This window comes from Dapis purpurea BLCC-M126, assembly GCF_050015975.1.
Lineage (GTDB): Bacteria > Cyanobacteriota > Cyanobacteriia > Cyanobacteriales > Microcoleaceae > Trichodesmium.
In genome coordinates this window covers 1-6,009 of record NZ_JBNHER010000340.1, presented here as the reverse complement: position 1 = coordinate 6,009, position 6,009 = coordinate 1, and the positions used below count along the sequence as shown (strand labels likewise).

General features: G+C 34.0%; 7 protein-coding genes. 5 read left to right on the top strand and 2 right to left on the bottom strand.

The genetic code is table 11. From position 1 onward, the window contains the following. Positions 1-123: 123 nt before the first annotated feature. Positions 124-579, bottom strand: coding sequence for a DUF2127 domain-containing protein (locus ACP6PL_RS30955; RefSeq protein ID WP_426549214.1), 456 nt, complete (start codon positions 577-579; stop codon positions 124-126). 87 nt (positions 580-666) lie between these two features. Then, positions 667-1,218, bottom strand: coding sequence for a LeuD/DmdB family oxidoreductase small subunit (locus ACP6PL_RS30950; protein ID WP_426549213.1), 552 nt, complete (start codon positions 1,216-1,218; stop codon positions 667-669). Positions 1,219-1,551: 333 nt separating this feature from the next. On the opposite strand from ACP6PL_RS30950, the gene ACP6PL_RS30945 reads away from it, so the two are divergent. The 5 genes from ACP6PL_RS30945 (at position 1,552) to ACP6PL_RS30925 (ending at position 5,706) form a co-directional block, all read left to right on the top strand. Next, positions 1,552-2,418 carry a hypothetical protein gene (locus ACP6PL_RS30945; protein WP_426549212.1) on the top strand — a complete coding sequence of 289 codons (867 nt, stop codon included), beginning with the start codon at positions 1,552-1,554 and terminating at the stop codon, positions 2,416-2,418. A gap of 299 nt (positions 2,419-2,717) precedes the next feature. Further along, complete coding sequence (locus ACP6PL_RS30940; protein ID WP_426549211.1) at positions 2,718-3,254, top strand: hypothetical protein; 537 nt, start codon at positions 2,718-2,720, stop codon at positions 3,252-3,254. Next, on the top strand, positions 3,255-3,422 hold the full coding sequence (locus ACP6PL_RS30935; protein WP_426549215.1) for a transposase: 168 nt from the start codon (positions 3,255-3,257) through the stop codon (positions 3,420-3,422). 172 nt (positions 3,423-3,594) lie between these two features. Next, positions 3,595-3,783: a hypothetical protein gene (locus ACP6PL_RS30930; RefSeq protein ID WP_426549210.1), complete on the top strand. Its 189-nt coding sequence runs from the start codon at positions 3,595-3,597 to the stop codon at positions 3,781-3,783. 243 nt (positions 3,784-4,026) lie between these two features. Next, the gene (locus ACP6PL_RS30925; protein ID WP_426549209.1) at positions 4,027-5,706 is read left to right on the top strand and encodes an ABC1 kinase family protein; all 1,680 of its coding nucleotides are present in this window, start codon (positions 4,027-4,029) and stop codon (positions 5,704-5,706) included. Positions 5,707-6,009: the final 303 nt, after the last annotated feature.

Sequence of the window (6,009 nt, the reverse complement as noted above, 5' to 3'; positions counted from 1 at the left end):
AGGGGAAAAAAAGAAATAATATTTCCTTATCTTCAATTCCCGAACGGTTTTAACCAGAGGTAATTATCAATTATCCATTATCAATTAATGAACTCTGTCTTTCTTTATTATTGAAAATAAAATTTAATCTTCAGTCTTAAATTCTCGGATCATTAAAAATATAAAGACAGCTAAATTAAGTATAAAAATAGTTAGTCTGATAATAGAAAAATCATGTATTAATTCCTTGACTTCTAAAGGCAATGGTACAGCAACTAATCCTACAAACAGAATCTTAGACCAAAATTTTTCGTACCACAAACCAACCAAGGCAATAATTATCAAACTGCCATAAACTGCTGTATAACGAGCCACTAACTTTAGACTAGGAATACCAGCATTGAGAATTGGTTTTAAGATTAATTCTACTGTCTGAAACTCCCCATTAATCAGATTAATTTCAGCCCAAGTTGCGAGAGTATCAAAATTTCTCCAGCTCCAAGCTGAAATTAAAGAAATTAGCAACATGATAGTCGCAATAATTCCCTTATATAAAATAATGAATTTTAGGCTGGTACGTTCTGGAGCTTGAGTTTCCATCAAATTAAAAACTAAACAATTGAAAATTATTGAAAAATTGAACATCAAAAAGGAGAGATAAATTTCTCTCCTAATGAAAAGAAAAGTTTAACCTTGTTTTTGGGAAATCATACCTGTTTGACGAGCATAGGCAAAAAGACCTCCAGCATCAATGACAGGTTTTACTTCTCCCAAAGACTTCAACTGATAAGTCTTACCAAGAGTATGATTAGTTATCTGATTTTCTTCAAAATCAATAGTAATTTCCTGACCAGTTTCAAATAACTCACACAGGCGATCGCTGGATTCCCATGGGTATAACTCTCCAGTCGCCGAACAATTGCGGAAAAATATACGAGCGTAAGATTGAGCAACTACTGCTTGGACACCAGAAGCTCCTAGGGCAATAGGTGCGTGTTCCCGTGACGAGCCACAACCAAAATTTTCTCCAGCCACGATAATTGGATACTGGGTTTTCATTTTTCCTGGTTCAATAAACTTGCCGTAGCGGTCAGGCAACCCACACAAAGCATAACTTCCCAGCTTATCATATTCATCTGGCTTGGAAGGAACCAATGTTAGATACTCGGCGGGAATAATTTGGTCAGTATCAATATTGTCATCCAGTACAAAGATTTTGCCACTTAGGGATTTGGCCATAGTTAATTTCCTGTTTTCCCTCTAATGCTGTCGCAAATTCTAGCATAAGACTTTTGATACTCTCATTGTCACCCTAGTTTTACAGTTTCTTTGAAGTATTGCTACAAAAGACTTTGTGGATGGGAATTAGATATGTCTTCTTTTCCTCCTGCTGCCTCTATCTATTTCTTATAAATACTTAGTTATTGCTTTTATTGCGTATATCGCAATAGTAATTTTTACTTAGTATTATCTGCTAAATTGTGTAGCAATTCTATAAAGAAATAATATTTAGATGGACTAAGAATTATATTCAATATCTGGGAACTATTAAATCAATACTATTAACTATCAATGACCAATCAAACTAATGATATATTTGCCCAAGCACGTCGGGGTAGCGTCGCAGCAATTATTCAAGTTCTCAATGAACAGCTAGCTACATTAGATGTCAGAATTAGAGCTATATTTTCTGATGGTGTTTTGCAAGTTTTATGTGAAGCACCACAACTTCAACAGTTAGAAAAGTCTAATATTGTAGAAGAGGTTAAACAGACCCTTGAAGAAATTTCACCTCGTAATATTCAGCAAGTAAAAATTAATAGTAGAATTATTCAAGAACAAAAATTACTTTGGCTTGAGGATATTACTAAAGATCAAGAAAATCAATTACTTTGGTCTCAAGAAATTACTTTGACTAGACCTAATATTTTCAAACAAATAGCAAATAATTGGCAGACAAATAAGCCGAAAACAACTAAAATCCCTCTTTCTAAAACTGTTTATTCTACAGGAATGCCAAAGCAAAATCAATTCCAACCTGATGTAATAGGCATTTTTTTTCTCAGTCTGCTAATGCTCACTTTAGGTATCCAAGTCAATAGATGGTTCAACTTATCCGGGATAGATAAAATAACAGCTTCAGAAAATACAGTTTCCCAGTCTCCATCTCCTACTAATAAAAAATCTGCAGAAAATACTGAGGCCAAGTCAAAAGCTGCTTTTACTCAAGCAGTACGACTTGCTCAAAAAGCTGTTGCTGATGGTAAAGTTGCTCAGTCTCAAGAGGAGTGGCTGGCGATCGCTAAGACATGGCAACAAGCAGCAGAATTAATGGCCTCTGTTGCACCTAGTTATTTACAGTATGATGTGGCAGTTAATAGAGCTAAACTTTATCAAAAAAATAGTGAAATTGCCAAAAAAGAAGCAGAGAAAAGATGATAAATTTTTTATTTTCTAGCAAAACTTGCTTTCTACTGTCTAAAGAAAACCTACCATTGAAAACTTTTCTTTTCCCTTACAGTATCTTGTTCGACTAAAAATAGAGTTTAAAGTATTCTTCTTTCTTTCTTGGAGTTAAATATAGTCATATTCCCAAATTTTCCTTTCCCAGTTACCACAAAAATGGGTTTAGAGCAAGGCTCGTCTAGGGCAAATTTTTTCTGTTTTGAAGTGGTAGATAATAGATCTAGTATGCTATAGTACCATTGATGATTTTCACAAAAAGCAGGTGAAGTAAATTGTATGGATGCCAACAAGAATTAATCAACAATCCCGAATTTATTCCCTTTTTGGAGTATTTGTGTACCACAGCTAATAAACTTATTAATTATGGAATTTATTTGGCACGTCAATGGTACTTTAAATTAGGGTACATCACAGGTAAATATGATTTAGGAAAACAATTAAAGTCAAATTTTAATTATCAATTTCTACATTCTCAAGCAGCACAAGAAACTCTCAGATTAGTGACAGAATCTTTTCAGTCCTACAAAGAGCTTTCTCACCAGCATTTAGCAGGACATTTGTCAAACAAACCTCGACTTCCAAAATATCGAAAAAAGGGAGGATTAGAAGTTATAACTTATCCCAAACAAGCTCTGAGATTGAAAGAAAATCAGGTCAGAGTACCTTTGGGCAAAAAAGTTAAAGCTGTCTTTAAAGTTGATATTTTTTTGTTGCATTTTTCCAATAATTTTGACTGGAAAAAAATTAGAGAAATCAGAATTATACCTCGTAATAATTGTTTTTATGTCCAGTGGGTATATCAATTATAAATCAAGCTACACCAGGCTCTAGACAAAGATAAAGTTCTCGGTATAGATCATGGTGTTGAGAATTGGTTAACTTGTCTTAGTAATGTAGGAAAAAGTTTTATCATCAATGGCAGACATTTAAAATCAGTTAACCAATGGTACAACAAACATACAGCAACAATTAAATAGAGTAAACCTCAAGGATTTTGGTCAAAAAAGTTAGCTAACATCACAGAAAAACGCAATCGCCAAATGAAAGATACGGTGAACAAAGCAGCAAAATTAGTGCTTAATCATTGTATGAAATATAGAGGCAGGATTGTTTTTGGATGGAATAAGCAACAAAAATCTGGTATTAATATTGGAAAAAAATAACCAAAAGTTGGTACAAATTCCTACTGCGAAACTCAAAGAATGCATCAAGCAGTTTTGTAAACTATATGGAATAGAATTTGTGAAAACAGAAGAATCTTATACTTCACAAGCTAGCTTTTTAGATGATGACTTCTTGCCAATAATTGGTGAAAAACTCGATAGCTGGAAGTCTTGAGGAAAGAGAATTGAACAGGGTTTATATCGAACCTAAAACGGTTTATTAGTGAATGCCGATATTAATGGTGGAGCTAATATTCCGAAATATCAACAACTTTAAGATTTTCTCTTAAAGCAGTTAGTAGAGGCAGTTTGATAATGCCTTTAAGAGTCCAATTTTGGATTGCTTAAAAATTCCCGCACTTCAGGGCGAGGAGTATCAAAATCAATCGACGGTGGATAGATTTATATAATTTATAGTATGCTCACTAAAAATGCTTCTAAGTCCCTTCGTTGGCAACGCACTCAATATTCTCCCCTGACTAGACAAATAGATGTTTTTAGTGCCGCCGGAAAATTTTTTTTATTTTTATGGTGGGATAATTTATTCCAAAATAAATCTTCCTCTATCAGAAGGCGTCGGGCTGAGTGGTTAGTGAAAACCATGCTAAATTTAGGTCCAACTTTTATTAAAATAGGTCAATCTCTATCTACACGAGCTGATATCTTGCCGAAAGAATATGTAGAAGAGCTAGGAAAATTACAAGACCAAGTTCCTCCTTTTGAGACTACAGAAGCGATCGCTATTGTTGAGTCGGAACTTGGTAACTCTCTTTATTCTCTGTATAGAGATTTTCAGGAACGCCCTATAGCTGCAGCAAGTTTGGGACAAGTACACAAAGCTAATTTACAAACGGGAGAGGAAGTTGTTGTTAAAATACAACGTCCTGGGTTAAAACCTTTATTTGACTTAGATGTGAAAGCTGTCAAAAATGTTATCCGTTTTTGTCAAAAGTATTTTGCTTGGGCTAAAAAGTATGATTTAGATGCTATTTATTATGATTTTTTTACCATTCTTTATCAAGAAATTGACTATGTGAATGAGGGGAAAAATGCTGATCGGTTTCGGGAAAATTTTAAAGGGTATCCTGAAATAATAGTGCCTCGTGTTTATTGGACTCACACTACAGAAAAAGTTATAACTCTTGAATATTTACCGGGAATCAAAATTAACGACAAGGTACGAATAGAAGCTTGTAATCTTAATCCGAAACGGATTAATCAAATAGGAGTTTGTTGTTATTTAAAGCAGTTATTATTAGATGGTTTTTTTCAGGCTGACCCTCATCCAGGAAATTTAGCAGTTAGTTTAGATGGTGAAGTAATTTTTTATGATTTTGGCATGATGGCTGAGGTAAAGTCATTGACCAAAGACCAAATGATCAAAACATTTTTTGCTGCCTTAAGAAAAGACGTTGACCAGGTGCTGAATACTTTAATTACTATTGGTTTAATTGAACCAATGCCAGATATGATGCCTGTCAGAAGATTAGTTAATTTTTTATTGGAAAATTTCACTGATAAGCCTGTAGATTTTTATAATTTCGATGAAATAAAGGAAGAGCTTTATGTGTTATTTGAGCAACAACCATTTCGTCTGCCTTCTCAAATGACTTTTATTCTTAAATCACTAACTACTCTAGATGGTATTGCTAGAGAGCTTGACCCTGAGTATAGTTTGGTTAGTTGTTCTGAACCTTTTGTTAAAAGCTTAACAGTTGCTCAAGGTAGAAGTAGAATAGTAGGTGAACTGGCAAAACAAACAAGAGATTTTATTAAATATAAATTACAACAACCCAGTAAAAGTGAGATTTTAATCCGTCAATTAGAAACAAGAATTGAAGATGGAGAAATTCAATTTAGGGTACGTTCTATTGAAAACGATCGGTTATTAAAACGGATTAATTTAGCTTTAAAAACTTTGGTTTTTACTTGTATAACTGGTTTTACTTTTCTATCTGCTTCTGTTTTATTAACAGGGGGTTATATAGAAGGTGCAATTATCGTTTTTGTCTTGTCAGCTTTGGGATTGATATTAATGTTCAAGTCAGGGTTTCAGTTATCTGTTAGAGAAAAATTAGACAAAATGGCAGAGAAGTAAATATTCATATCTCCACACAATGCGGAGATAAAATAGTTAGTATTCAAGGGTCAACTAAATACTTCGACAGAACTAATTTAATATTTAGAGGAGTTCATTAATTGATAATGGATAATGGATAATGGATAATTGATAATTGATAATTACCTATGGTTAAAACCGTTCGGGAATTGGAGATTGGGAAATATCCTAGCACTTTTCTCTTGGTCGATTGGATATGGCGTTTCGGCGCTTGAGCCGACATGAAAAGCGTTAGCGGCTCTGCAAGAGCGGGAGACCTCGGCATCCCATCCTAACGGACTG